Consider the following 23,721-nt stretch of genomic DNA (forward strand, 5'->3'; position numbering starts at 1 on the left):
CCAGCCCCAGCCCCAGCCCCAGCCCCAGCCCCAGCCCCAGCCCCAGCCCCAGCCCCAGCCCCAGCCCCAGCCCCAGCCCCAGCCCCAGCGATCATGCACTTCCCGTCGCCGTTGTGCCACTTTTGCCCCGATATGACGGGACGAAAAGTGCAAGATCGACGCGGACCAGGGGGTCGTGGTCACGGGAGGGGAGGTCAGGGGTGGGTTAGGTCTTTGGCTAGAAGTTCGGCGATCTGGGCGGTGTTGAGGGCGGCGCCCTTGCGGAGGTTGTCGCCGGTCACGAAGAAATCGAGGGCACGGGGGTCGTCGAGGGCGCGACGGATCCGGCCGACCCAGGACGGGTCGGTGCCGACGGCGTCGATCGGCATGGGGAACTCGCCGGCCGCCGGGTCGTCGACCACGATCACCCCGGGCGCGTTGCGCAGCACCTCGCGGGCGCCGTCGGTGTCGATCTCCGTGGCGAAGACCGCGTGCACCGCCACCGAGTGGCCGGTCACCACCGGTACTCGTACGCAGGTGGCGGAGACCTTCAGGTCGGGCAGGCCGAGGATCTTGCGCGACTCGTCGCGCAGCTTCATCTCCTCGGAGGACCACCCCTCGTCGGCCAGCAGGCCGGTCCACGGCACCACGTTGAGGGCCAACGGCGCGGGGAAGGGACCGAGGTCGTCACCGACCGCCTGCCGTACGTCGCCGGCGCGGGAGCCCAGCGCGCGGTCGCCAGCCACCTTGATGAGCTGGTCGTGCAGGGTGTCCGCACCGGCCTGACCGGCCCCGGAAACCGCCTGGTACGAGGCGAGCACCAGCTCACGCAGCCCGTACTCGCGATGCAGGGGCGCCACCGCGATGATCATCGCGAGGGTGGTGCAGTTGCCGTTGGCGACGATGCCTCGTGGCCGGTCCCGCAGTTGCTCGGGATTGATCTCCGGCACCACCAACGGGACGTGCGGGTCCATCCGGAAGGCACCGGAGTTGTCCACCACGACCGCTCCCCGGCGTACGGCGATGGGCGCCCAGTGTGCGGCGACCTCGTCCGGTACGTCGAACATCGCGACGTCGACGCCGTCGAGCGCCTCCTCGGTCAGCGCCTGGACGGTGAGTTCCTCGCCCCGGCAGCGGACCTTGCGCCCGGCGGACCGTTCCGAGGCCAGCAGCCGGATCTCGCCCCAGACGTTGCGACGCCCGGTGAGCAGCTCACACAGGACCGTGCCGACGGCTCCCGTCGCCCCGACCACGGCCAGGGTGGGCAGCCCGGCCACCCGCCCTACCGTCCCGTCCCCGCGTACACCACGGCTTCGGTGTCGCCGCCGAGGTCGAAGGCCTCGTGGATGGCGCGGACCGCAGCGTCCAGGTCGGTGTCCCGGCAGACCACGGAGACCCGGATCTCCGACGTGGAGATCATCTCGATGTTGACGCCGGCCTGGCCCAGCGCGGCGAAGAAGCCGGCGGCGACACCGGGGTGCGAGCGCATCCCGGCACCGATCAGGGAGACCTTGCCGACGTGGTCGTCGTAGAGCAGGCCCTTGAAGTTGACCGACTCCTGGATCTTGCTGAGCGCGGCCATCGCGGTGGGGCCGTCGGCCTTGGGCAGGGTGAAGGAGATGTCCGTGCGACCGGTGCCCTCGGTGGAGACGTTCTGCACGATCATGTCGATGTTGATCTCGGCGCTCGCCGCGGTGTCGAAGATCCGCGCCGCAGCGCCCGGCTCGTCGGGCACCCCGACGATCGTGATCTTGGCTTCGCTGCGGTCGTGAGCCACTCCGGTGATCAGTGCCTGCTCCACTGGAAGCTCCTCTATCGATCCGGTGACCATCGTGCCGGTGTTTGTCGAGTATGACGAACGAACGTGGATCGGCAGGCCCGCCCGGCGGGCGTACTCCACGCTGCGCAGGTGCAGGACCTTGGCGCCGCAGGCGGCCAGCTCCAGCATCTCCTCGTAGGTGATCTGCTTGATGTGCCGGGCGTTCGGCACGATCCGCGGGTCGGCGGTGAAGACGCCGTCCACGTCGGTGTAGATCTCACAGACGTCGGCGTTCAGCGCGGCGGCCAACGCCACCGCCGTGGTGTCCGAGCCGCCCCGCCCCAGGGTGGTGACGTCCTTGGTGTCCTGGGAGACGCCCTGGAAGCCCGCGACGATCACCACGGCGCCCTCGTCGAGCGCGCCCTTGAGCCGCCCCGGGGTGACGTCGATGATCCGCGCCCGACCGTGTACCGAGGTGGTGATCACGCCCGCCTGCGAACCGGTGAACGAGCGGGCCTCGTAGCCCAGGTTGTGGATGGCCATGGCGAGCAGCGCCATGGAGATCCGCTCACCGGCGGTGAGCAGCATGTCCAGCTCGCGACCGGGCGGCAGCGGGCTGACCTGGTTGGCCAGGTCGAGCAGCTCGTCGGTGGTGTCACCCATCGCGGAGACCACGACCACCACGTCGTCGCCGGCCTTACGGGCGGCGACGATCCGCTCGGCCACCCGCTTGATCCGCTCGGCGTTGGCGACGGAGGATCCGCCGTACTTCTGCACCACGAGTGCCACGACGGCGCACTCCCTCCCGGTTGCCCTGAGCGTGCCGCTGCCGGGCGGCACTCAGGCTGAGCGTGCCGACGCCGCCGGCACCGGTGGCCGGCGGCGCGGGTCGGTCGACGTCAGCGTATCGGTCTGCTCTGACCGTCGGGTCAGGTGATCCCACGATCCGGCCCGGGTACGCGGGCGACGTGGCGCGCGACACGCCGGAAACGGGAGCATGCCGGGGGGTGTCCGCGCGACGCCCTCAACGCCGAGAATGACCGGGTGTACGCCCACCGGGTCGCCCCGTTCGTGTTTGCCCTGTCCGTGCTGCTCGCCGGCTGCTCGACCGATCCGCCCGCCGATCCGCCGCCACCGACCTCGGCGCCTCGCCCGGTGGGGATGGACGCCGCCCGCGACGAGTTGGCCGCGCACGCCGCCGCCGCCCAGGATCGGCACCTGGTCGCCCGCTACACACTGCGGGTCGACGGCGAGGCGGACCGGTTGATCCTGGTCACCAGCGCGAACGACGGCAGTTGGCGGGTGGACGTGCCCGGAGGTGCGCTCGGCGGCACGGCCGACATCTCGCTCGCGGCCACCACCGACGGGCTGTTCCAGTGCGCGCTTCCCACGCCGACCCGCCCGGAGCCGGCCAGTTGCGTACGCCTGGGCGAACGGGACGACACCCTGCCACGCCGACTCGACCCCCGGGTGCAGCACCCGTTCACTGACTGGCTGGACGTGCTGACCGACCGACGCGCTCCGCTGTCCGTCTCCCCCGCCATGGCACCCGCCGGGGCCAGCGGCTCCTGCTACTCCGTGGAGACCACCGCGGCGTCGATCAATCCGCCGCTGGACGTGGGGATCTACTGCTTCGACGCGGACGGCACCCTCACCGCGGTACGCGCGGCGTTCGGCACCCTGACGCTTGCCGCGACGCCGGAGCCGGCCCCGGCCTCGGTGCAGTTGGCCGGGCCGGTGGTGGAGGGCGAGCCGCTGGGCCTGACCGCTCCCCCCGACGCACCGCCGACGGCGGAGGGCGACCCGACCGGTACAGGAACGCCCTGACGGCATATCCGTTACGGGTGCTTTTCACCACATCCACCCGCCCGGACCAAAGTGATCAAATCCCCCATAGGGGACACTGTTCGCATGACCGACCTCACCCCGTTACTGGCGTTCCGGTGGAGCCCCCGAGCATTCGACCCGTACGCCGAACTGACCCGAGCCGAGGCGGCGACGCTGCTGGAGGCGGCCCGCTGGGCACCCTCGATCGACAACGGGCAGCCGTGGCGGTTCGCAGTCGGTCACCGCGACGACGACACCTTCAAACGAATCCTGGTCAACCTGCCGCCCGGCGAACAGCGCTGGGCAGGACGGGCCAGTCTGCTGCTGCTCGTCGCACACCCCCGCACCGGACACCCGATGGCCGCGTACGACCTGGGTCAGGCGGTGGCCCACCTCACCGTGCAGGCGACCGCGCTCGGCCTGTACGTCCGCCAACTCACCGACCTGGATCGGGCGGGCCTGGCGACCGACCTCGACCTAGCCGACGACCTGCGACCGTACGTGGTGGTCGCGGTCGGGAAGTTGGGTGATCCGCTGAGCCTGCCGGCCGACCTGGTGCCCGACGAAACGGGTCTGCGCCACCGCCGACCTCTCGGCGAAATGGTCCTGACCTGCGACGATGCGTCTCGGTGACCAACAGATGCGAACTGCGTCTCATATTGCGGACGCACCTTCCCACTCTCACCCCCATCACGTAGGGTGACTCTGTCATGTGGCAGGCGAGCCTTCTCCTTGGTCGCCGCGACGAGGCCTGACGGCCGGCACCTCGTCGCGGAGTCGAACCGCGCCGCCAGCACTGCCCCGGATCCTTCCCTCTCGGCACCGCTGCCGACAGCCACTGCTGACGTCACATGACCCAGGAGACTTTCGCCATGGCTCACCAAGCCAGCACCACCGACATCGATCCCATCGCCCGGCAGCGTCCCAGCGGGATGCCGTACCGCCGTTACGAGCCGTACCGGCAGCAGTTCCGGATCGACCTGCCCGACCGCACCTGGCCCACCCGGCACGTCGAGGCCGCCCCCCGCTGGTGCGCGGTCGACCTGCGCGACGGCAACCAGGCTCTGATCGACCCGATGTCGCCGGAGCGCAAGCGCCGGATGTTCCAACTGCTGGTCCAGATGGGCTACAAGGAGATCGAGGTCGGCTTCCCGTCGGCCAGCCAGACCGACTACGACTTCGTCCGGCAGCTGATCGAGCAGGATCTGATCCCCGAGGACGTGACGATCCAGGTGCTGACCCAGTGCCGGGAGCACCTGATCGAGCGGACCTTCGAGTCCCTGCGCGGCGCACGCCGGGCGATCGTGCACTTCTACAACTCCACCTCCACGCTCCAGCGGCGGGTGGTCTTCGGGCTGGACCGCGACGGCATCGCCGACATCGCCACCACCGGCGCCCGGCTGTGCCAGAAGTACGCCGAGATCCACACCCCGGACACCGACATCCACTACGAGTACTCGCCCGAGTCGTACACCGGCACGGAGCTGGAGTACGCGCTGGAGGTCTGCGCGAAGGTCATCGAGGTGATCGACCCGACGCCGGACCACAAGCTGATCATCAACCTGCCGGCCACCGTCGAGATGGCCATGCCGAACGTGTACGCCGACTCGATCGAGTGGATGCACCGGCACCTGCCCCGCCGCGACAGCCTGGTGCTCAGCCTGCACCCGCACAACGACCGGGGCACCGGGGTCGCCGCCGCCGAGCTGGGCCTGCTGGCCGGGGCGGACCGGATCGAGGGCTGCCTGTTCGGCAACGGCGAGCGCACCGGCAACGTCGACCTGGTCACGCTGGGCCTGAACCTGTTCTCCCAGGGCATCGACCCGATGATCGACTTCTCCGACATCGACGAGGTCAAGCGGGCCGTCGAGTACTGCAACCAGCTGCCCGTGCACGAGCGGCACCCGTACGCCGGTGACCTGGTCTACACCGCCTTCTCCGGCTCCCACCAGGACGCCATCAACAAGGGCTTCGCCGCGCTGAACGCCGACGCGGCGGCGGCCGGCGTACCTGTCGACGAGTTCACCTGGGCGGTGCCCTACCTGCCGATCGACCCGAAGGATCTGGGCCGCAGCTACGAGGCGGTCATCCGGGTCAACTCGCAGTCCGGCAAGGGCGGCGTCGCGTACATCATGAAGACCGAGCACCAGCTGGACCTGCCCCGCCGGCTCCAGATCGAGTTCTCCGGCGTGGTGCAGCAGGTCACCGACCACGACGGTGGCGAGGTCGCCCCGGAGACCATGTGGCAGATCTTCGCCGCGCAGTACCTGCTCGACCACCAGAGCGACCCGAGAGTGACCCTGACCGAGTACGCCATCGGCACCGCCGACGGCAAGGTCGAGATCACCGCGCAGGTCGACGTCGCCGGGAAGCCCCAGGCGTTGACCGCGATCGGCAACGGCCCGATCGACGCGTACGTCAACGCGCTGGCCTCGACCGGAGTGGCGGTACGGGTGCTCGACTACCACGAGCACGCGCTCTCCTCCGGCGGCGACGCGCAGGCCGCGGCGTACGTCGAGTGTGAGGTCGACGGTCGTACGGTCTGGGGCGTCGGCATGGACGCCAACATCGTCACCGCCTCCATCAAGGCGGTCACCAGCGCCGTCAACCGCGCCCACCGCTGAGGTCCAGGGGGAGGGCCGCCGAGCCCTCCCCTACCCCTCGCGGGGTGGACGGTGCACGAACACCGCGGCGATGGCCGCCCCGGCCAGCAGCAGCCCGGCGCACCAGAGCAGGGCCCCTCGATAGGCTGCGGTCAGTTCGGTCGGCTGCGCGTACCCGGTGCCGGAGAGCCCGACCAGCAGCGGCAGGGCGGCGACCGCGAGCAGCCCGCCCACCCGGGACGCGGCGTTGTTGAAGCCGCTGGCCACCCCGGCGAACCGGTCGGCGACCGCGGCCAGGACCGACGCGGTCAGCGGCGCCACCACCATGGTCAGCCCGAGCCCGAACACCGCCACTCCGGGCAGCACCTGCCGCCAGTAGGACGCGCCCGGACCGACCTCGCGCAGCAGCAGCAGACCGACAGCGGCCAGCGCCGGCCCCACGGTCAGCAGCAGCCGTGGTCCGATCTTCGCCGACAGCGCACCCGCCACCGGTGAGCCGACCAGCAGCAGCAGGGTCATCGGCACCAGCGCCAGCCCGGTCACGAACGCCGACCAGCCGACCACGTTCTGCAGGTAGACGGCGATGAAGAAGGTGAACCCGCCGAGCGCGGCGTAGACCAGCACGGTGAAGACGTTCAGCACCGAGAACAGCCGGCTGCCGAACAGCCCGGTCGGCAGCATCGCCGTCTCGCCGCGTCGCCGCTCCACCAGCACGAACGCCACCGCGGCGAGCACCGCGACCACGGCCGCCCCGGCCACCGGCGGCGACTGCAGGCCCCGACCCGGCGCGTCGACCAGGGCGTACGTGACACCGGCCAGCGCGACCGCACCCAGCAGCGCACCGGCGACGTCGAAGCGTCGGCCCCGCTCGCCGGTCCCACGGGTCCGCGAGGTGCTCTCGTCCCGGCTCTCCGGCACCCAGCGCAGGGCGGCCAGCACCACCAGCACCGCCAACGGCACGTTCAGGAAGAAGATCCACCGCCAGGAGAGGGCGTCGATCAGCCAGCCGCCGAGGAGCGGGCCGAGTGCCGTGGAGACCCCCGACAGGCCCGACCAGACGCCGATCGCCTTCGCCCGTTCGTCGGGGTGGAAGCTGGCCTGCAGCAACGACAGCGAGCCGGGTGTCAGCAGGGCCGCGCCGGCCCCTTGCAGCAGGCGGGCGGCGATCAGCCAGTCGGTCCGCAGGGCCAGACCGCAGAGCACCGATGCGCCGGTGAACCACAGGACGCCGAGCAGGAAGACCCGTCGCCTGCCGAACCGGTCGCCGAGCGCGCCTCCGAGCAGGACGAACGCGGCCAGGGTCAGCAGGTACCCGTTGACCGTCCACTGTAGGCCGGAGACCGAGGCGTCGAGGTCGGCGCCGAGCCTGGGCAGGGCCACGTTGACCACGGTGGTGTCCAGAAAGGCCATGCCGGAGGCGAGTACGGCGGCGGCGAGGGTGCCCCGGCCGGCTGCCGTACTCATCCGTAGGGCGGGTGCTGATTCAGGCATGCCTACCAATCTGCCGTGCACCATCTGCCAGACACTACGAAACGCCAAAACACCGTACGGGTACTGTGCGGGATCGGCGAATACCCGCAAGCTGGAGAGGTGTCGTCTGTGCGTACCAGATCAGGACCCCGCGCCCTGGGGGCGCTCGCGCTCGTCGCGGCGCTGACCCTCGGCGCGGCCGGGTGTGTTCCGCTCGACGAGGTGCCGGACACCTCGTCGAGCAGCGGCGGTGGCACCGCCAACCAGATGCTCTCCGAGCTGACCGTCGCCGAGGCCAACCCGATGCGCGGCTACAGCCGCAAGCGTTTCCCGCACTGGCGTAAGACCGGCCAGAACTGCGACGTCCGCGACACGGTGCTGGAGCGCGATGGCAAGGGCATCCAGCGCTCCGGCTGCAACGTCGTCGGCGGCCAGTGGGAGAGCGTGTACGACGGCCGCAGCTTCACCGATCCCCTGCAGGTCGACATCGACCACATGGTTCCGCTGGCCAACGCCTGGCGTTCCGGAGCCGACGAGTGGGACGACACCAAGCGGGGCGATTTCGCAAACGATCTGGACCGGCCGCAGCTTTTCGCGGTTTCCGCCTCTTCCAACCGGGCAAAGGGTGACCAGGATCCGTCCCAGTGGAAGCCGCCAAGCCAGTCATATTGGTGCCAATACGCCCACGACTGGGTGGCGGTCAAGCACCACTGGCAGCTGACGGTGACCAGTGCCGAGAAGGCCGCACTGACCGACATGTTGGAGGGCTGCACATGGGAGAGCAAGCCGTAACCGGAGCGGCCGACGACCCGACGTCCGAGCGTACGCCGGACGCCGACGCAGCGGAGGCGGCGGCGACCGGCGGCCCGGGCCCGACCACGGCCGGGATGACCGCCGACGGCGCTGCCGCGAGCGAGGTCGAGGTGCCGGGCGCGGGCATGATCGCCGACGCCGGGGGCGCGAGCGGCCCGCAGAGCCGCACGACGGACATCGTGCCCGGGCCGGGCGGGGTGATGACCGACGAGGTCGGCGTGGTCACCGGTGAGCTGACCCTGCGCACCGAGTTCGCCGACGGCCAGGTCACGCTGCACGTCCAGTACAAGGACGCGGACGAGTGGTACGTGGTCAGCGGCGGCAAGGCCCCGCTGGACGACGCCGCCGGGCTGGACGCCGTGCACAGCATTGCGGTCGGCCTGCTGAACCGTCCCGAGGGCTGAGCCCGTCCCGGACGCTCAGCCTGCCCGAGCGCCGAGCCCGCCCGGGCCCGCTGGAGCGTGCCAGCGCAGGGCCGCAGACGTTAGAAAGGGCCCCTTCCTATACGCCAGGCGTTAGGAAGGGGCCCTTCCTTACACGAAGGAGCCGGGTTCGGTGGGAGCGGAGACGGTGCCGGGCTCCTCGCCCTCACCCGCCGGCCGGACGATCTCCACGCTCACCTTGTGCGGACGCAGCTCACCGCTGGCGATCCGCTCCGCGAAGTGGCAGGCGACCCGACTCTCGCCGATCTCCCGCAGCACGGGACGCTCGTCCGCACAGCGGGTCGGCTGGGCCCAGGGGCACCGGGTGTGGAATCGGCAGCCCGCCGGCGGATTGGCAGGTGAGGGCAGGTCACCGGCGAGCAGGATGCGCTCGCGCCGGTCCTCGACGTCGGGGTCCGGCACCGGCACCGCCGACATCAACGCCCGGGTGTACGGGTGCAGCGGCTCGGTGTAGAGCCGGTCACCGGGCGCCTCCTCCACAAGCGCGCCCAGGTACATCACGCCGACCGTGTCGGAGATGTGCCGGACCACCGCCAGGTCGTGTGCGATCACCAGGTAGGTCAGGCCGAGGCTGTCCTGCAACTCGTCGAGCAGGTTGACCACCTGGGCCTGGATCGACACGTCAAGCGCGGAGACCGGCTCGTCGGCGACGATCAACTCCGGCCCCAGCACCAGGGCGCGGGCGATGCCGATGCGCTGCCGCTGGCCGCCGGAGAACTCGTGCGGGTAGCGGGACAGGGCCCAGCGGGGCAACCCGACCTTGTCCAGCGTCTCCGAGATGATCTTCCGGCGTTCCTCCCGGTTGCCGCCGATGCCGTGCGTCTGCAGACCCTCGGTCAAGATCGATTCGATGTTCTGCCGGGGGTCCAGGCTGGACATCGGATCCTGGAAGATCATCTGCATCCGCTTGCGCATGGCGCGCAGCTTGTTCGGGGCGAGGGTGGTCAGCTCGACGCCGTCGAAGCTGACCTGACCGGCGGTCGGCGGATTGAGCTGGAGCAGCGCCCGCCCGAGGGTGGACTTGCCGCAACCCGACTCGCCGACCAGCCCGTAGGTCTTGCCCCGCGCGATGCGCAGGTCGACGCCGTCGACCGCCTTGACGTAGCCGACCGTCCGGTCGAACAGCACTCCCCGCTTGATCGGGAAGTGCACCTTCAGGTCCCGTACCTCGACGAGGATGTCGCTGTCGGTCATGGCTTCTCCTCCTCGCGCGGCGCCGGCACCTGGCCACCGGCCGAGGCCGCCTCGCCGGTAGCCGCTGAATCGGCCGATGCCGCCGGGTCGACGGGTGCCGCTGCCGGGGTCGCGCCCGCCGGCGGAGCCGGGTTGACGCAACGGTAGCTGCGGCCGTCGTGCGCCGTCACCAGCTCCGGCGGCTGACCCACACAGGCATCCACCCGCCGGGTGCAGCGCGGGGCGAAGGCACAACCCTCCGCCCAGGGCAGCAGATCCCGTACCGAGCCCGGGATGGGGGTGAGCCGCTCGCCACGTCCGGCGTCCAGACGCGGCACCGACCCGAGCAACCCCACGGTGTACGGGTGCCTGGGCTCGCGGAACAGCGGACGGCGTCGGGCGGTCTCCACCACCCGGCCGCCGTACAGGACGTTGATCGTGTCGCACATGCCGGCCACCACACCGAGATCGTGGGTGATCATCACCAGCGCGGTGCCGGAGTCGCGGACCAGGTCCTTGAGCAGTTCCAGGATCTGCGCCTGGATGGTGACGTCGAGGGCGGTCGTCGGCTCGTCGGCGATCAGCAGGCGCGGCTGGCAGGCCACCGCCATGGCGATCAGGGCCCGCTGCCGCATCCCGCCGGAGAGCTGGTGCGGATATTCCTTCAGTCGCCGCTTCGGATCCGGGATGCCCACCCGGTCCAGCAGTTGAGCGGCTTCCTTCGCCGCCGCGTCACCCTTCATCCCGCGGTGCCGGGTCAGCACCTCGGTGACCTGGAGGCCGATCGGGATGACCGGGTTCAGCGACGACAGCGGGTCCTGGAAGATCATCGCGATGTCCCGACCCCGGATGTCGCGCCGGGACCGGTCGTCGAGCTGGAGCAGGTCGGTGCCGTCGAAGACGGCCTTGCCGCCCACCGTCAGGCCGGGTTGCTTGGGCAGCAGCCCCATGATGGCCAGCGAGGTCACCGACTTGCCGCAGCCGGACTCACCGACCAGGCCGACCACCTCACCGGTGTCGACCGTGAAGGAAACCCCGTCGACGGCGCGTACGGTGCGTTGACCACGCCGGGCGAAGCTGACCGAGAGGTCTTCCACTTCAAGTAGTGCCATTTTTCTACTTCCGCAGCTTCGGGTCGAGGGCCTCACGCATCGCCTCACCGAGCAGGGTGAAGCCCAGCGCGGTGATGATGATGGCGACCGCCGGGTAGATGGCCAGTGCGGGCCGGATGCCGAGCCACGGCTGCGCGTCGGCAAGCATGACGCCCCACTCGGGTACGGAGGAGTCCGGGTTACCGAGACCGAGGTACGACAGGGCGGCGGCCTCGATGATCGCGGTGGCGAGCGTCAGCGTGGCCTGCACGATGACCGGGGCCAGCGAGTTCGGCAGCACGTGCGCCAGTGCGATCCTCGACTTGCTGACGCCGAGCGAGGTGGACGCCAGCACGTATTCCTTGTTGGACTGGACGATCATCGAGCCGCGCAGCAGCCGGGCGAAGATCGGCACCGAGACCATACCGACGGCGATCATGACGGTGATCAGGCTCGGCCCGAGCAGCGCCGCGATGCTCACCGCGAGCAGCAGGCTGGGCAGCGCCAGCAGCATGTCGATGAAGCGCATCAGGACGGCGTCCACCATGCGGCCCCAGCGGCCACCGAGCCCGGCGGCGGCACCCGCCACACCACCGATCAGCGCGCCGAGCGCCAGACCGATCAGGGTGGCGACCACGCCGACCAGCAGGGTCTGCCGGGCTCCGATGATCATCCGGCTGAACACGTCCCGACCCTGGTGGTCGTAGCCGAGCCAGTGTTCGGAGGAGGGGCCGGGGATGAGGCCCTGCCCCACCTTGACCACACCCTCGCGGATGCCCATCGTGTCCTTCGGTCCGTACGGCACGAAGAACGGCCCGAAGATGGCGACCAGGACGAAGATGGCCAGGATGACCGCGCCGACGATGGCGGCGGGGTTACGTCGCAGCCGACGGAACGCGTCCTGCCAGAGGCTGACCCCGCGCTCGTCCTCCCGGGCGGCCAGTTCGGCGAGCCGGTCGATCTTCTCGCGCTTCTTCCCGCTGATGATCGTCATCGGACCCTCACCCTCGGGTCGATCAGGCTGTACGAGAGGTCCACGATCAGGTTCACCATGACGTAGACCACTGCGATGATCATGATGAAGCCCATCAGTACGGGATAGTCACGGTTACTGATGGACTCGGCGAGGAAGGCCCCGATCCCGCTGAAGGCGAAGACCGTCTCGGTGAGCACCGCGCCGGAGAGCAGTCCGCCGGTGAGCAGACCGATCGAGGTGGCCACCGGCAGCATCGCGTTGCGCAGCACGTGCCGGCGGCGTACGACGTTCTCGGTCAAGCCCTTGGCCTCGGCGGTGCGGACGAAGTCCTCGCCCAGCACTTCGAGCACACTGGCCCGGGTGATCCGGACGATGATCGCCAACGGGATGCTGGCCAGTGCCATGCCCGGCAGGACCAGATGCCAGAGGGCGTCGGCGGCGGCGTCCCACTCCCGGGTCATCAGCCCGTCCAGGACGAAGAAGTTGGTGATCCGGGTGGCGCCGAGAATCGGGTCCTGGCGACCGCTCGACGGGAACCAGCCGAGGTTCTCCGAGAAGATCGCCTTGAGCACGTACGCCAGGAAGAAGACCGGGATGCAGATGCCGATCAGCGATCCACCGACGGACGCGTAGTCGAGGAACCGGCCGCGCTTGCGGGCGGCCAGGTAGCCCAGCGGGATGCCGATGCCGATCGCGATCACCATGGCGGTGATGGTCAGCTCGATGGTGCCGGGGAAGCGCTGGAGGAACTCGGTGGTGACCTCGCGCTTGGTGGAGATGGACGTGCCGAGATCGAGGCGGATCATCCGCTTCACGAACCGGCCGTACTGGATCAGGATCGGCTCGTCGAGGCCGAGGTTACGGCGAATGGCGGCCCGCATCTCAGGCGTACCCCGCTCGCCGAGGATGGCGGTCTCAGGGCCGCCCGGCAGCCGCCGGAGCCAGATGAACAACAGAATGGAGAGCCCGAACAGCGTGGGTATCAGCTGTAGCAGGCGTCTGATGATGAACCGGAACACGGCGGCCTCGGAGGGGTGCTGAGGATCGCGGGCGGACGCTGTGGGTAACAGCGCCCGCCCGCGGTCGGTGCTTCAGGTCAGGACTTGAACTCGGCGGTGGAGAACCGCTCGTCGGTGAGCGGGCTCGCCTTGACCCCGGTCACGTCCTTGCCGAACACGATGGCCGGCGGCGAGTGCGAGATCGGCACACCGGGCAGGAAGTTCATGATGTCGGCGTTCAGCTCCTTGTAGAGCGCGACCCGCTCCGCCATGTCGGCGGTGCTGTCAGCCTTCTTGAACTTCTCGAACAGGGCCGGGTTGTTGAAGCCCCACTCGTCCTTCTGCCGGTCGAAGAACGTACCGATGAAGTTGTAGCCGTCGCCGTAGTCGCCGGTCCATCCGAGGAAGTGGATGTCGTGCTTGTCACCGGAGGTGGTGGCGTTGAGGTAGTCCGGGCTCCACTTGAGCGGGATCGCCTCGATCTTGATGCCGACCGCCTGGAGGTCCGCCGAGATCAGCTCGAACAGGTCCTTCGGGTTCGGCATGTACGGCCGGGTGACCTCGGTCGGGTAGTGGAACCGCAGAGTCAGGTCCGACGCACCGGCCTCGGCCAGCAGCGCCTTCGCCTTCTCGGCGTCGTACTCGTACTTGGTGACGTCGCCGTTCCAGCCCTCGACGGTGTCCGGGAAGAAGTTCACCGCGACCTGGGCGCCCGGGGGCAGCTTCGAGTCGACCAGGGCCTGGCGGTTGATCGCGTGCGCGAGCGCCTGCCGGACCTTGAGGTCGGCCAGCTTCGGGTTCCCCTTCTGGTTGATCGCCAGGTAGAGGATGTTGAAGGCCGGGCGAGTCAGGACGTTGAAGCCCTCACCCTTCAGCGGCTCGACGTCGGCCGGGCCGACCAGGTCGTAACCCTGGATGCCGCCGGAACGCAGCTCCTGCTTACGGGCGTTCTCGTCCGAGATGGTCTTGAAGATCAGGGTCTTGAGCTTGGCCTTCTCGCCCCAGTAGTCCTCGTTCCGCTCCAGGGTCAGCGTCTTGTTCGGGACGTCCCAGGCCTTGAACTTGAACGGGCCGGTACCGGTCGGGTGCGCGGTCGCGTACGCCGGGTACTTGATGTCATCCGCGCTACCCGAGATGTTGCTGGCGTCGTACTGCTCCAGCGCCTTGGGGCTGTGGATGGAGAAGGACGGCAGCATCAGGGCGGCCGGGATCTTGCTGGAGACCCGGGTGAAGGCCAGGCTGACCGTGGTCGGGTCGGTGGCGGTGCAGGACTTGAAGAGGCTCTCGCCGAGGGCGGGGTCCTCGTTGGCGGCGTAGCCGCCCATGATGTCCTGCCAGTACGCCGTCACGTCCGGGCTCTGCATCAGGCCCTTGGCGTTGTACCAGCGGTTGAAGTTGTAGCAGACGGCCTCGGCGTTGAACTCCTCGCCGTCGTGGAACTTCACACCGGAGCGCAGCTTGAACGTCCAGGTCGTGCCGGCGGCGTCCGGCTCCCAGGACTCGGCGAGACCGGGACTGACCTTGGTGCCACCGTCTTCCGGGCGGACCAGGGTCTCGAACACCTGACGGGCCACGCGCAGCGACTCACCGTCGCTCGCGAGACTCGGGTCCAGCACCTTCGGGTCTCCGGCAACGCCGAAGACGAGGGTGTCCTTCTTATTACCGCCGGAGCCTTCTTCGCGGTCGCTTTCGGCGCAGCCTGCTACCGCGAGGGCCGCGGCCGCGATGGCCGCGATAGCGACCTTCGGCCTGGATGCACGCATGGTGCTTTCACCTCGTCCTAGGGGGTACGGACAACGTGGTGACAGGGTCACCGCTGGCGGTGACCTTAGCTCCCGTTCGGACTGGCCGGAAACGGCACGGGAAGCTCTTGGTACCGGATCGTGTCCTTAGTGACCGACCGCTGTAACAACCCCTGTCGGACTATCGGACAAACAGCCCAATTATCCCACGCCAATCGATATCATTCTGTTACATCGATCGAACGTCCGATCACGACAGTGTCATACGTTCACGGGCCCGCGCGAGCCGTACCCGCCAGCGCGGGCACGGCTCGAACACACCCGCCCGTCGGCCCGCCCAGCGACCCGCCCGGCGGCGGCGCTAGACGGCCCGCCGGCCCTCGAAGGCTCGGCCCAGCGTGATCTCGTCGGCGTACTCCAGGTCACCGCCGACCGGCAGCCCACTGGCCAGCCGGGTCACCGAGATCCCCATCGGCTTGACCATCAACGCGAGGTAGGTGGCGGTCGCCTCGCCCTCGGTGTTCGGATCGGTGGCCAGGATCAACTCACGGACCGCACCACCGCCGAGCCGGGTCATCAACTCCCGGATGCGCAGATTGTCCGGACCGATGCCCTCCAGCGGATTGATCGCCCCACCGAGCACGTGGTAGCGCCCGCGGAACTCACCGGTCCGCTCGATCGCCACGACGTCCTTCGGCTCCTCGACCACGCAGATCACCTCGTCGCTGCGACGCGGGTCGCGGCAAATCCGGCACTGGTCGGACTCGGCGACGTTGTAGCAGTTGGTGCAGAACCGCACCAACTCCTTGACCTTGCGTAACGCGCCCGCCAGCCGATTGACGTCGGCCGGATCCGCGGACAGCACGTAGAAGGCGATCCGCTGGGCGCTCTTCGGACCGACGCCCGGCAGCCGACCCAACTCGTCGATCAGATCCTGGATGGCACCCTCGTACATCTGCGGGCTCAGAACCCGGGCAGGCCGAGGCCGCCCATCCCGCCCGCCACCGGGCCCATCTTCTGCTCGGTCAACTGGCGAGCCGCCTCGCTGGCGTTGTGCAACGCCGCGACGACCAGGTCCTCCAGGGTCTCCACGTCCTCCGGGTCGACCGCCTTCGGATCGATCTTGATGCTCTTGATCTCGCCCGCCCCGGAGACCGTCGCGGTGACCAGACCACCACCGGCGGTGCCGGTGACCTCGGCCTCGGCCAACTCGGCCTGCGCCTTGGCGATCTGCTGCTGCATCTTCTGCGCCTGCTTCAGCATCTGCTGCATGTTCGGCTGTCCACCAGGCCGCACGACGGCTCCCTTGACTCGGCTTACGTAACCACGCCCACCCTAACCGCCCCCACCGACCCCACCCCGCCCCCATGCACCCCCTTCCCGCCCCGCGCCCCGCCCGCGTCGATCTTGCACTTCCGGTCGCCGAATTGCCCAGAATGCGGCCTTTACCCCGGCAGAAAGTGCAAGATCGACGGTGTAGGGGGACGGGGGACGGGGGGACGGGGGGGGTTAGCGGGCGTCTGGTTCGCTGATTTTCTCGGTGGTGGCGAAGGCTTCGCGGAGGAGGCGGAGCGCCTGTTCCTCGCTCGACTCGCGGGCGGTCTTCTCGTCGATGATCTCGTCCAGCGGCTCGTCGCCCGGATCGAAGCCTTCGTAGGCGGCGGTGGGGGCAGGCTGAGCACCGGTGCTGCGGATCGGGCCGTCGAAATCCGGATCGTACGGCGGCTCACCGGCGAATTCGGCGTCCGCGGTCTGCCGGGTCGCCTGATCGGTACGCGCACCTCGCCCGGCCGCCGCCGCACGGGCCGCGGCGATCGCACTGCTCGCCGGGGCGGCCCTGGTGCTGCCCGGCGGAACGGCCCTGGTGCTGCTCGCCGGGGTCGCCTTGGTGTTGCCGCTGGTTGACGCGCCGCTGGGCGAGACGGTTTCGGTCGCGGCACGGGCGGTTGCGGTCGTGCCGGCGGACGCGCCACGGGCCGACGGAGCCGTCTGGTCACCTCCGCCCCCCGGACGCGCCGGCTCGGGCCACTCGTCGACCACATCGGTCGCCGCCGAGACGACGGGAGCAGAGCCGCCGGGCCGGGCCGGCTCCGGCCAACCCTCGTCGTCGACCGCCTCCGCCACCCCGACCGAACTCGCCACCCCGGCTGAGCTTCCGGCACCGGCCGAGCTGGTAGCACCAGCCGAGTTCCTAGCCCCGGCAGAACTGGCGGCACCGGCCGAAGTCGTGGCCCCGGGCAAGCCCGCAGCGCCGACCGAGTTCGTAGCTCCGGGCGAGCCCGCAGCCCGGGCCGAGTAAGCAACGTCGGCCGGACCCGCAGCCCCGGCCGCGCTTGCGGAACCGGTGGCTGGTCCGGTGCCTCCACCGGGTCGGCCTGGCGCGCCATGCTCCGCGCTGGACGAGCCGGCGGACGGTCCGGTCCCCGCCCTGCTGTCGGCTGGGGCGGGTGCCGGACGGGGTGGAGCCGACGCGGCACGCGGACCGACCGGCGCGCCGCCACCACGCTCGCCGGCCACCTCGCACCGGATCTGCCAGCGGCCACCCAACTCCTCGTAGAGCGCCTCGATCAGCAACTCGGGTTCGTTGGAGAGGGCCTGGGCGTGGAAGGGATAGCGGAAGGTCAGCACCAGCGTCTGGCCGTCGACCTCACGCACCGTGGCCTCGCGGGCCCAGGCGGCGACCTTCTTGCTCTTACGGCCCACCTTGCCGACCACTTCGGGCCAGATCCGGCGCACCGCGGCGGCGTCGAGCACACCGGGCTGTACCGCGCCGGGTCGAGGCGGTTCGGGTGTGACGGGGTCTGGCATGACCGCCGAGGGCGGCACTGGACGACGCGACGGTGGCGCATCGGCCGGAACACCGGACGAGGCCGTGTCACCGGCATGCCCGCCGGTCGGTCCCGGACCGGCACCGTTCGGGTTCGGCGCTCTCGTCGCCTCCCGGTTCACACCGTGGTCGCTTCCGTCGTCGGCTGCCGGAGCACCGGCGGACGGCTGATGGGCATCCGCGTCGCTTGCCGCCGAGCCACGGGTACCCGGGCCACCGGCGGCCTGCGCGCGAGTGCCGGCATTCGCGGCGGCGGCACGGGCGGCGGCCACCCCGGAAGGGGTACCGGGAGCCGCCGGTTCACCGGCGGTCCGAGCCGCAGACGCGGCGCCAGCCGCGGGCGGGGCGGGCGGCTGGGGGCGTACCGCCGGGGTGGTGGTCGGCGCGGAGTCGGCGGCGGCCGGCAGGGCGTCGGTGCCGGCGAGGGTGAGCCGGCGCTCCATGCGTTCGAGGCGCTGGAGCAGGCCGCCGGTGGAGTCGTCCGCGGCGGGCAGCAGCATCCGGGCACAGATCAGCTCCAGCAGCAGCCGGGGCGCGGTAGTGCCGCGCATGTCGACCAGGCCGTTGTGCACGATGTCGGCGCAGCGGGACAGCGTGGCGGGGCCGAGGCGCTGGGCCTGGGCGGTCATCCGCTCGATCTGGTCGGCCGGGCCGTCGATCAGGCCCTTGGCGGCGGCGTCCGGCACCTGCTGGAGCACGATCAGGTCACGCAGCCGTTCCAGCAGATCCGAGGCGAACCGGCGCGGGTCGTGCCCGGCCTCGGCGACCCGGTCAACCGTGGCGTACGCGGCGGCGCCGTCCCCGGCGGCCAGGGCGTCGCACATCTCGTCGATCAGTGCCGCGTCGGTGACACCGAGCAGCGCGGCGGCCCGGGCGTAGGTGACGCCGTCCGGGCCGGCACCGGCGATGAGCTGGTCGAGTACGGAGAGACTGTCCCGGGCGCTGCCGCCACCGGCCCGCACGACCAGCGGGAACACCGCCGGCTCGACCTCGACGCCCTCGGCCTGGCAGAGCTGCTCCAGGTAGGGCCGCAGCACCTTCGGCGGGATCAGCCGGAACGGGTAGTGGTGGGTCCGCGACTTGATCGTGCCGAGGACCTTCTCCGGCTCGGTGGTGGCGAAAATGAACTTGACGTACTCCGGAGGCTCCTCGACCAGCTTGAGCAGGGCGTTGAAGCCAGCCGACGAGACCATGTGCGCCTCGTCGATGACGTATATCTTGAAGCGGCTGCTGGCCGGCGCGAAGAAGGCCTTCTCCCGCAGCTCACGGGCATCGTCCACGCCACCGTGGCTGGCCGCGTCGATCTCGATGACGTCGATCGAGCCGGCCCCGTCGCTGCCCAGCGAGCGGCACGACGCGCAGACCCCGCACGGCTCCGGGGTGGGACCGTGCTCACAGTTGAGGGAGCGGGCCAGGATCCGGGCGCTGGAGGTCTTGCCACACCCACGCGGCCCGGAGAAGAGGTACGCATGGTTGAGCCGCCCGCTACGCAGTGCCTGCGACAACGGCTCGGTGACGTGCTCCTGCCCGATGACCTCGGCGAAGGTACGCGGCCGGTACTTGCGGTAGAGCGCCAATGCCACGGCGTCCCGCCTCCTCTCGACCGCGCCATTCTCCGCCGCCCGCGCCCGACTGACCACCCACCCCGCTGACGGGATGTAAGGAAGGGCACCTTATTAACGCCTCCGGTAGAGGAAGGGCCCCTTCTTAACATCTGCGCCGAGCGCTGCACCTGGGTCGGGCAGCACTCCGCCGACTGCGTGATCTCGGGTTGCGGCACGTCGTGCCATCCAGTTGCCCGGAAGCCCCGGCAGCCGCGACGGGAGCGCGGCGCAGCCAGGCCGGAGACAGAAAGGCCCCCCGTGCACCCGGCAGAGCTCGCTTATCCTTGCTGCCTTCCGGCCCTGGGGAGGTTCACGAGGTACCGCCGCACGGGAGGTAGCACCAGCCTACCCGACCCGTCGTCGATCTTCAGGGGGTGGTGGGGTGGGCAACGTCTCGGAGACCTGTATCCTGGCTCGCGGAGGATTCGCCTAGAGGCCTAGGGCGCACGCTTGGAAAGCGTGTTGGGTTAACACCCTCACGAGTTCGAATCTCGTATCCTCCGCTCGCACGAGCTGCTCGAACGACAGGGCCGGCCCTCACAGGGACCGGCCCTGAGTCGTCGGTACGGGGCTGATCAACTCCGTATCGGTGAAGTGGCGGTATCCGGGCGGCACTGTCACCGCCATATCGCCGAAACGGCGCGTGCCCACGCCGCGGCGACCGAGCGGTGATACTGGCCGGGTGGGAGCACGTGCGCGGGCGAACCCGCCCCAGACCGGCGTCGTACACATGTTCTATCCACAGGCTGTGGACGCGGGATGAGTTACCAGCTCAGCGCGATTGTCGCGGACGCCGAGCTGCTGCGCGAGGAGACCCGCGACCTGGATCATGCCGTGCTCGGCGAGTTGCGGCAGGACTTCGCGCTGCTGCCGGTGACCCCACAGCTGGTGGAGGAGTTGACCGGCGCCGCTCTGGACTACGCGACCGGCGAGCCCGGGCCGGAGCAGCCCTTCGCCCTGGCCCTCTCCCCCGCGCTTACCGAAACGCTGACCCGCTGGTCGCGGCGGGGGCCGGTGGCGTACGTCGAGGCGGAGTTCGCCGGTGGCGTCGGGCACCAGGCGGCGGCCGTCTGGTTGGACGGCGCGCCGGCCTGGGGGCCGCGGTTCGACTCGGCGTTCGACGGGCCGCGCCCGCAGTGGCCGATCAACGCCGCGCTGATTGAGTTGGGCGCGGAGCCCGGCAACTGGATCGATCCCTTCGCCGAGCTGGGGTTGCACGTCGAGCGGAGCACCGAAGGGTGGCTCGCGCACGGGCGACGCGGGCTGAGCGCCGACTACTGGGACGAGTTGGCCGAGGAATGGGAAGCCCGGCAATAACCTCTGCGTCCCCGTCACGTTGGTGACTGGGGGATTCTGATGAAATTGCGACAATTCGGCTTCATCGCCGCACTGCTTCTGGCTGCCTCGGCATCGGGCAGCGGACCCATGCCACCGGAGGGCATCGCCATGCCCGAACCCGTCGCGTCGGTCACCGTTGTCGATCTCGACGGACTGGCCGATGTGGACTTCGGCGACACCGAGGCCGAGCTGACCCGACGCGGGATACTTCGGACCGACGTCGACGCCTGCGGACCGACGCTTGCCGGTCACGCGATGGTCAGTCCGATCTTCATCGACGATCGGCTGGTGCTGCTCTGGGCCGGCGACCCGGTCCGCACCCCCGAGGGGATCGCGGCCGGCGCACCGATCGCCGAGGTCCGGGCCGCATACCCGACGGTACGCGAGCTGAACGCTCCACAGGGGACGTACCGTCTCGACGGTCTACTTGCTCGCGACGGCGACCGCGCCTACCTCTTCCTGCACGACGGTCAGGCGGTCCAGAAGATCATCGCCGGCTACGCCAGCTGGGCACATCGCCTCTTCGTCGAGGGCCACGGCCCCTGCTGACCCGGCGAGACCAGCGCCCGAATGCCGGCCTGCTCAGCGGGGTTGCGGGACCGGGTGCAGGCAGATCCCGGGCATCAGCACCTGCATGATCGAACGGGTCAGTTCCTCGGGCGGGGTCGACGCACGGGCCCAGACGAACGTGTAGATGAACAGGCCCAGGATGCCCTCCACGAACGCGAGGTCCAGTGGCCGGAACTCGCCGGCGGTCGCGCCCTCCTGGAGGACCTGCCGCCACCGGTCGAGGTACTGCTGGCGGCGCTGGAGGATCTGCGCCTTGCCGTCCGCGCCGAGGACGCTGTACTCGCGGAGGAACACCGTCCAGGCGGCGAGGTCGGCGGCCATCGCGTTGCCCAGGTCGGTACCGAGTTGCCGCAGCTTGGTGGTGGCGTCACCGTCGGTGGCCAGGATCTGGTCGCTGCTGACGAGGATGCGGTCGATCGGGTCGAGCATGATCTCCAGCAGCAGCTCTTCCTTGCTGGCGATGTGGTGGTAGAAGCCGCCCTTTTGCAGGCCGACCGCGTCGAGTAGCTCCGCCAGACCCGTCCCGTGATACCCCTGCCGCGCAAACAGGTCTGCGCTGGCGGTGAGGATGCGGGCCCGCGTGTCTTCGCTCCTCGTTCGCATCAGATCGTCCCTTTCAATAACCCCGGCCGAATGCGAGCGGGTTACGTTTCGATTTCAAGCTACCGGACCGACCGGTCGGTCCGGTACGGTCCTCCTCAACGTACCGACTGGTCGGTAGGGGTCGCTGGGGAGGTGACACATGCCGGATAGTGCAGCAGCTGATGGCCTGCTCGCGGTCCATGACGGGCTGCGGACGGCCCTCGCCGGACGCCCCGAGATCCACGTCGCCTGGGGCCCGGAACTGGCTGAGGACACTTCCCCCGCCGCCGCGGCGCTCCGTGCCGTCGAGGCGAGCTGGGAATGGAGTGCCCTGGGCTTCGCCAGCCGATCCTTCTGGGATCTGCACGTGGGCATCCTTCCCGTCGAGTCGGGCTTCTCCGTAGGCCTGCACTGGACCCGCGCACTCGACCACGAGGTCCGCCCATGGGCGCCGATCGCGGTGCCCGGAGGAACCCTGCGGTTCGCCGCAGTCGCCGGAGAGTACCAACTGCTCACCGCCGACTCCACAGGCGTCGCGACGCACAGTATCCGATCCGCCGTGGACGTGGCCCTGGCCGTCGCCACCCGGGTCCTATCCAAGATCACCGATGACGCTCACCCGGCCGAGGTGTTCGCACCAACAGATTGCACAACTAGGGAGAAGACATGCGGTTGAAAGGACGGCTGGTCGTCGCCACGTTGGCGAGCACCTGCATGCTGTTCGCCGCCGGGTGCGGTAACGCGACCGGCGACTCCAACTCGTCGGCGGGCTCGTCGGCAAACGGTTGCGACACCAAGGAGATCGGTCCGGGTGTCACGGACAGTGAGATCCTGGTGGGCACCACCATGCCACTGTCCGGCTCCGGTGCCGCGGGCGGCCTCGGCACCAAGGAAGGGCAGGAGGCGTACTACGCCAAGCTGAACGCCGAGGGTGGCGTGCAGGGTCGGAAGATCAAGCCGATCATCCTCGACGACGCGTACGACCCGTCGACCGCGCAGAAGCAGATGCGTCAGCTGGTCGAGAAGGAGGAGATCCTCGTCGTCTCCGGCGGTGAGGGCACCCCCAACTTCCTCGGCGCCGTGCCGTACCTCGACCGCAAGAAGGTACCGGCCATCGCCCCGTACGCGCCGAGCGACGAGCTCGGCGGCGACAAGAACCAGCACGTCTTCATGGCGACTGTCGACTACATCCAGGAATTCGAGATCCTGACCGACTACGTGCTCGACCAGGAGACGCCGAAGAAGATGGCGCTCGTCGGTGTGGCCGGCAACGTCGGCGACAACGCGAAGCTGGGCATGGAGAAGGCGCTGGAGGGCAAGGGCATCGAACTGCTCTACGTCCCCGAGACGCCGGGCACCACCGACTTCACCCCGATCGCCACCCAGCTCAAGCAGTTCGACGCCGAGTACGTGTTCCTCATCCTGACCAACGCCGACACCGGCGGCCTGCTCCAGGCGATGTCCCGCATCGGGTACACCCCGAAGACCGGTGCCTGGGCCGGCATGAGCGACGACTCCTACATCAAGGAGTTCGGCGCGCTCTCGCAGGACATGCTTGTCGCGCTGGAGACCTCGTCGCTGGACAGCGAGAACCCGCTGGTCAAGCAGTTCGTCGCGGACTTCACCGCGCAGACCGGCAAGGCGCCGAGCAAGTTCAACCAGCTCGGCTGGGTGCAGGCGCAGCTGACCGCCGAGGCGTTGAAGCGGGCCGAGGGTCTCAACCGTGGCTGCGTGGTCGAGGCGCTCGAGACCTTCGAGAACTTCGAGACCGGCATTCTGCCCCCGGTCACCTGGGGCAAGGGCGACCGCGCCGGCGTCGACGCGGTCGGCATCGGCCAGATCAAGGGCGACAAGCTCGTCGTCCTCGAAGAGACCAAGTCCCTGCAGAAGTGACCCCTCCGGGGGTGGGTCCGGCGCAACCCGACC

The 23,721-nt window shown here is 69.7% G+C and carries 21 protein-coding genes, 1 tRNA gene and 1 other RNA gene; 10 read left to right on the forward strand and 13 right to left on the reverse strand.

The genetic code is table 11. The features are described 5' to 3' along the window. Positions 1 to 194: 194 nt before the first annotated feature. Positions 195 to 1,256: an aspartate-semialdehyde dehydrogenase gene (locus VAB18032_RS28195; protein ID WP_013736349.1), complete on the reverse strand. Its 1,062-nt coding sequence runs from the start codon at positions 1,254 to 1,256 to the stop codon at positions 195 to 197. 5 nt (positions 1,257 to 1,261) lie between these two features. Next, positions 1,262 to 2,527 (reverse strand): aspartate kinase, encoded by a 1,266-nt coding sequence (locus VAB18032_RS28200; RefSeq protein WP_013736350.1) that lies wholly within the window; start codon positions 2,525 to 2,527, stop codon positions 1,262 to 1,264. 255 nt (positions 2,528 to 2,782) lie between these two features. Here VAB18032_RS28200 and VAB18032_RS28205 point away from each other — a divergent pair, with 255 nt between their 5' ends. The 3 genes from VAB18032_RS28205 to leuA all read left to right on the forward strand — a co-directional run bounded on the left by VAB18032_RS28205 (position 2,783) and on the right by leuA (position 6,189). After that, complete coding sequence (locus VAB18032_RS28205) at positions 2,783 to 3,565, forward strand: hypothetical protein (protein WP_013736351.1); 783 nt, start codon at positions 2,783 to 2,785, stop codon at positions 3,563 to 3,565. 84 nt (positions 3,566 to 3,649) lie between these two features. Next, positions 3,650 to 4,198 carry a nitroreductase family protein gene (locus VAB18032_RS28210; protein ID WP_013736352.1) on the forward strand — a complete coding sequence of 183 codons (549 nt, stop codon included), beginning with the start codon at positions 3,650 to 3,652 and terminating at the stop codon, positions 4,196 to 4,198. A 218-nt stretch (positions 4,199 to 4,416) separates the two neighbouring features. Then, entirely contained in the window at positions 4,417 to 6,189 is a 1,773-nt protein-coding gene (leuA, locus tag VAB18032_RS28215) for a 2-isopropylmalate synthase (RefSeq protein ID WP_013736353.1), read from the forward strand. A 30-nt stretch (positions 6,190 to 6,219) separates the two neighbouring features. Here the strand turns inward: leuA and VAB18032_RS28220 are convergent, their stop codons facing one another. Then, entirely contained in the window at positions 6,220 to 7,659 is a 1,440-nt protein-coding gene (locus VAB18032_RS28220; protein WP_043722235.1) for an MFS transporter, read from the reverse strand. A gap of 108 nt (positions 7,660 to 7,767) precedes the next feature. Between VAB18032_RS28220 and VAB18032_RS28225 the strand changes: the two genes are divergently transcribed. Next, positions 7,768 to 8,430: an HNH endonuclease family protein gene (locus tag VAB18032_RS28225; RefSeq protein ID WP_013736355.1), complete on the forward strand. Its 663-nt coding sequence runs from the start codon at positions 7,768 to 7,770 to the stop codon at positions 8,428 to 8,430. Then, a complete protein-coding gene (locus tag VAB18032_RS28230; protein WP_013736356.1) occupies positions 8,412 to 8,855 on the forward strand; it encodes a hypothetical protein in 444 nt (147 codons plus the stop codon). The genes VAB18032_RS28225 and VAB18032_RS28230 overlap by 19 nt, the downstream gene beginning before the upstream one ends. 129 nt (positions 8,856 to 8,984) lie before the next feature. Here VAB18032_RS28230 and VAB18032_RS28235 read toward each other — a convergent pair whose 3' ends face one another. The 9 genes from VAB18032_RS28235 to ffs form a co-directional block, all read right to left on the reverse strand. Then, complete coding sequence (locus VAB18032_RS28235) at positions 8,985 to 10,088, reverse strand: ABC transporter ATP-binding protein (protein ID WP_013736357.1); 1,104 nt, start codon at positions 10,086 to 10,088, stop codon at positions 8,985 to 8,987. Beyond that, the gene (locus VAB18032_RS28240) at positions 10,085 to 11,179 is read right to left on the reverse strand and encodes an ABC transporter ATP-binding protein (RefSeq protein ID WP_043722242.1); all 1,095 of its coding nucleotides are present in this window, start codon (positions 11,177 to 11,179) and stop codon (positions 10,085 to 10,087) included. The genes VAB18032_RS28235 and VAB18032_RS28240 overlap by 4 nt, the downstream gene beginning before the upstream one ends. Positions 11,180 to 11,183: 4 nt before the next feature. Next, positions 11,184 to 12,152 carry an ABC transporter permease gene (locus VAB18032_RS28245; RefSeq protein WP_013736359.1) on the reverse strand — a complete coding sequence of 323 codons (969 nt, stop codon included), beginning with the start codon at positions 12,150 to 12,152 and terminating at the stop codon, positions 11,184 to 11,186. Further along, entirely contained in the window at positions 12,149 to 13,153 is a 1,005-nt protein-coding gene (locus VAB18032_RS28250) for an ABC transporter permease (RefSeq protein ID WP_013736360.1), read from the reverse strand. The genes VAB18032_RS28245 and VAB18032_RS28250 overlap by 4 nt, the downstream gene beginning before the upstream one ends. A 77-nt stretch (positions 13,154 to 13,230) precedes the next feature. Beyond that, positions 13,231 to 14,895: an ABC transporter substrate-binding protein gene (locus VAB18032_RS28255; protein ID WP_043722246.1), complete on the reverse strand. Its 1,665-nt coding sequence runs from the start codon at positions 14,893 to 14,895 to the stop codon at positions 13,231 to 13,233. A 340-nt stretch (positions 14,896 to 15,235) separates the two neighbouring features. Continuing rightward, positions 15,236 to 15,829, reverse strand: a complete 594-nt coding sequence (recR, locus tag VAB18032_RS28260; RefSeq protein WP_013736362.1) for a recombination mediator RecR — start codon at positions 15,827 to 15,829, stop codon at positions 15,236 to 15,238. Between the two features lie 8 nt (positions 15,830 to 15,837). After that, positions 15,838 to 16,146, reverse strand: coding sequence for a YbaB/EbfC family nucleoid-associated protein (locus tag VAB18032_RS28265; RefSeq protein WP_013736363.1), 309 nt, complete (start codon positions 16,144 to 16,146; stop codon positions 15,838 to 15,840). 237 nt (positions 16,147 to 16,383) lie between these two features. Further along, positions 16,384 to 19,284, reverse strand: coding sequence for a DNA polymerase III subunit gamma and tau (locus VAB18032_RS28270; RefSeq protein WP_013736364.1), 2,901 nt, complete (start codon positions 19,282 to 19,284; stop codon positions 16,384 to 16,386). A gap of 268 nt (positions 19,285 to 19,552) precedes the next feature. Beyond that, positions 19,553 to 19,642, reverse strand: an RNA gene (gene ffs / locus VAB18032_RS31000) — signal recognition particle sRNA small type. Positions 19,643 to 19,723: 81 nt separating this feature from the next. Here ffs and VAB18032_RS28275 point away from each other — a divergent pair. From VAB18032_RS28275 to VAB18032_RS28285, 3 genes are all read left to right on the forward strand, one after another. Further along, positions 19,724 to 19,808, forward strand: a tRNA-Ser gene (locus tag VAB18032_RS28275). A gap of 256 nt (positions 19,809 to 20,064) precedes the next feature. After that, on the forward strand, positions 20,065 to 20,622 hold the full coding sequence (locus VAB18032_RS28280) for a hypothetical protein (protein ID WP_013736365.1): 558 nt from the start codon (positions 20,065 to 20,067) through the stop codon (positions 20,620 to 20,622). Positions 20,623 to 20,661: 39 nt separating this feature from the next. After that, positions 20,662 to 21,192: a thioredoxin domain-containing protein gene (locus VAB18032_RS28285; protein WP_043722253.1), complete on the forward strand. Its 531-nt coding sequence runs from the start codon at positions 20,662 to 20,664 to the stop codon at positions 21,190 to 21,192. A gap of 33 nt (positions 21,193 to 21,225) precedes the next feature. On the opposite strand, the gene VAB18032_RS28290 is transcribed toward VAB18032_RS28285, so the two are convergent. Beyond that, the gene (locus VAB18032_RS28290; protein ID WP_013736367.1) at positions 21,226 to 21,816 is read right to left on the reverse strand and encodes a TetR/AcrR family transcriptional regulator; all 591 of its coding nucleotides are present in this window, start codon (positions 21,814 to 21,816) and stop codon (positions 21,226 to 21,228) included. A gap of 139 nt (positions 21,817 to 21,955) precedes the next feature. Between VAB18032_RS28290 and VAB18032_RS28295 the strand changes: the two genes are divergently transcribed. Then, a complete protein-coding gene (locus VAB18032_RS28295; protein ID WP_013736368.1) occupies positions 21,956 to 22,471 on the forward strand; it encodes a hypothetical protein in 516 nt (171 codons plus the stop codon). After that, on the forward strand, positions 22,462 to 23,688 hold the full coding sequence (locus VAB18032_RS28300; RefSeq protein ID WP_013736369.1) for an ABC transporter substrate-binding protein: 1,227 nt from the start codon (positions 22,462 to 22,464) through the stop codon (positions 23,686 to 23,688). The genes VAB18032_RS28295 and VAB18032_RS28300 overlap by 10 nt, the downstream gene beginning before the upstream one ends. Positions 23,689 to 23,721 lie beyond the last annotated feature (33 nt).

It is taken from the genome of Micromonospora maris AB-18-032 (assembly GCF_000204155.1).
GTDB lineage: Bacteria > Actinomycetota > Actinomycetes > Mycobacteriales > Micromonosporaceae > Micromonospora > Micromonospora gifhornensis.